The 2,884-nt window shown below is 68.2% G+C and carries 2 protein-coding genes; one reads left to right on the top strand and one right to left on the bottom strand.

Annotation, left to right across the window (positions count from 1 at the left end; all coding sequences use genetic code 11):
- Nucleotides 1–220 precede the first annotated feature (220 nt).
- On the top strand, nucleotides 221–2,137 hold the full coding sequence (locus tag RT051_RS14550) for an ATP-binding cassette domain-containing protein (RefSeq protein WP_313077838.1): 1,917 nt from the start codon (nucleotides 221–223) through the stop codon (nucleotides 2,135–2,137).
- 162 nt (nucleotides 2,138–2,299) lie between these two features.
- Here the strand turns inward: RT051_RS14550 and RT051_RS14545 are convergent.
- Nucleotides 2,300–2,884 (bottom strand): chemotaxis protein CheB (locus RT051_RS14545; protein WP_313077835.1); only part of this gene is annotated, 585 nt, incomplete at its 5' end.

Genomic DNA, 2,884 nt, shown 5'->3' with positions numbered 1-2,884 from the left:
ACACCAGAAATCCAGCCAGTTGCAAGACCGGGGAAGAAAGTTTTTTAGGACCGCTCTTCCCGCCGCGCTGCAACCTCTTTGCTCTTCCCTGGGGAAGGTGCCGTGGCTGCAGCGTGGGACGAAGTATAGCCCAGGGTTTACCCGGAAACGGGACATTTCCTGACTTTCTTGCCGTTCATGGTTGCGCGCCCCGGCAGCACGGGGTCCGGATAATGGCCCGATGGCACTTCTTACCTTGATGGATGCGCAGCTGGCCTTTGGCCACGTGGCGCTGCTGGACCACGCCGAGTTCTCCCTGGAGGGTGGCGAACGCGTCGGTCTGATCGGCCGCAACGGCGCCGGGAAATCTTCGCTGCTCAGGATCCTGGGCGGCCTGGCGCAGCCTGACGACGGCACGCTTCATGTGCAGCAGGGCATGCGCATCGCCTATGTGGCGCAAGAACCCGCCCTGCCCCAGGAGGCCACGGTCTTTGACGCAGCGGCGCAGGGTCTGTCGGAGGTCATCGCGCTCAGGCAGCACTACCTTTCGGGTGCGGCCGACATGGACCTGGATGCGCTGCACTCGCGCATCGACGCACAGGACGGCTGGAACTGGGAGCAGCGCGTCAGCGAGACGCTGCAGCGCCTGCGCCTGGACCCGCAGGCCGTGGTCTCCACGCTCTCGGGCGGCACGCGCAAGCGGGTGGCGCTGGCGCAGGCGCTGGTCACGCGGCCCGATGTGCTGCTGCTGGACGAGCCCACCAACCACCTGGACCTCGATTCCATCGAGTGGCTGGAAGAGCTGCTGCTCGCCTTCTCCGGCGCCGTGGTGACCATCACCCACGACCGGGCCTTCCTGGACCGCATCGCCACCCGCATCGTCGAGCTGGACCGGGGCCAGCTGCGCTCCTACCCCGGCAACTTCGCCCGCTACCTGCAGCAAAAGGAAGAGCAGCTGGCCCAGGAAGCGGTGATCAACGCCCGCGCCGACAAGCTGCTCGCGCAGGAAGAGGTCTGGATCCGCAAGGGCGTGGAGGCGCGGCGCACGCGCAGCCAGGGGCGCGTCAAGCGGCTGCAGGCGTTGCGCGCCGACCGCGCCGCCCGGCGCGAAGTGCTGGGCAGCGTCAGGCTGGACGTCGATTCGGGCCGCCAGGGCGGCTACCAGGCAAAGATCATCGCCGAGCTCACCGGGGTCAGCAAGGCCTTCGGCGACGGCCGCACCGTGGTGCGCGACTTCAGCGCCACCTTGCTGCGCGGCGACAAGATCGGGCTGGTCGGGCCCAACGGTGCGGGCAAGACCACGCTGCTCAAGCTCATCCTGGGCGAGCTGGAGCCCGACAGCGGCAGCGTGCGCCGCGGCAGCAACCTGCAGGTGGCCTACTTCGACCAGATGCGCAACGCCATCGACCTGGACGCGACGCTGGAGGACTTCATCAGCCCGGGCAGCGAATGGATCGAGATCGGCGGCCAGCGCAAGCACGTGAAGAGCTATCTGGGCGACTTCCTGTTCTCCCCGGCGCGCGCCCACTCGCCCGTGCGCTCGCTCTCGGGCGGCGAGCGCAACCGCCTGCTGCTGGCGCGGCTGTTCGCGCGGCCAGCCAACGTGCTGGTGCTCGACGAGCCGACCAACGATCTGGACATCGACACGCTGGAGCTGCTCGAAGAGCTGCTGCAGGGCTACGACGGCACGGTGTTCCTGGTCAGCCACGACCGCACCTTCCTGGACAACGTGGTGACCAGCATCATCGCCAGCGAGGGCGAAGGCCTGTGGCGCGAATACGAAGGCGATGTGCAGGACTGGCTGACCCAGTCGCGGCGCAGCCGCGCGCTGGCAGCGGCTCCTGCGCCGGCGCCGGCAGTGGAGCGCAGCCGGGAGGCGAAGGACGAAAGGAAGGACGAAACCCGGCGCGCCGCCCCGGCCCAACCGTCTCCGCCCCAGAAGAAGAAGCTCAGCTACAAGGAGCAGCGCGAGCTCGAACAGCTGCCCGAACACATCGGGGCGCTGGAGGCCGAGCAAAAAGCCATCCACGCCGAACTGGCCGACGGCAGCCTCTACGTCAGCGATGGTGCCCGCGCCGCGGCCCTGCACGCGCGCGATGGCGAGATCGAAGAGCTGCTGCTGCAGGCACTGGAGCGCTGGGAGGCGCTCTCGGGCTGATTTGCTATCTGAACAGGAGCAAAAGGTCGGCTACCGCACTAAGTTTCAAGAAGAAAAGATATTGAAATTGAGACTTTGCGCCGACCCATTGCTATCAATAGGGAAGCAACACGCCTGGACGGCACCGCACCGGCCGGTGCAGTCCCGGCTACGGCGCCAGGCTCAGATGCGGTGGTGCATCCGGTCGGTCGCGCCGCGCAGCCGCGCGATCAGGGCCGGGCCGATCTGGGTGAGCGGCAGCACCTCGTCGGCCGCGCCGTGCGCGATGGCTTCGCGCGGCATGCCGAAGACGATGCAGCTGGCCTCGTCCTGCACGTAGTTGTAGCTGCCCGCGTCCTTCATCTCGCGCATGGCGGCGGCGCCGTCGGCGCCCATGCCGGTCAGCATGATGCCGTAGGCGTTGCGCCCCACCACGGCGGCGGCGGACTTGAACAGCACCTCCACCGAGGGCTTGTGGCGGTTGACCGGCGGGCCGTCGTCCACCACGGCCACGTAGTTGGCGCCGCTGCGCGCCAGGTGGAACTGCCGGCCGCCCGGCGCGATGTAGGCATGGCCGGGCAGGATGCGCTCGCCGTGCACCGCTTCCTTGACCGTGATCTGGCACAGGCTGTTCAGGCGCGCGGCGAAGCTGGTGGTGAAGCCCGGCGGCATGTGCTGGGTGATGACGATGGCGGGCGAGTCCGCGGGCATGCGCACCAGCACCTCGCGGATGGCCTCGGTGCCGCCGGTGGAGGCGCCGATGCAAAT

The sequence above is a fragment of the Melaminivora sp. genome, assembly GCF_032059615.1.
In the GTDB taxonomy this organism is placed as follows: Bacteria; Pseudomonadota; Gammaproteobacteria; order Burkholderiales; family Burkholderiaceae_C; genus Melaminivora.
This window is presented reverse-complemented; position numbering and strand designations above follow the sequence as displayed.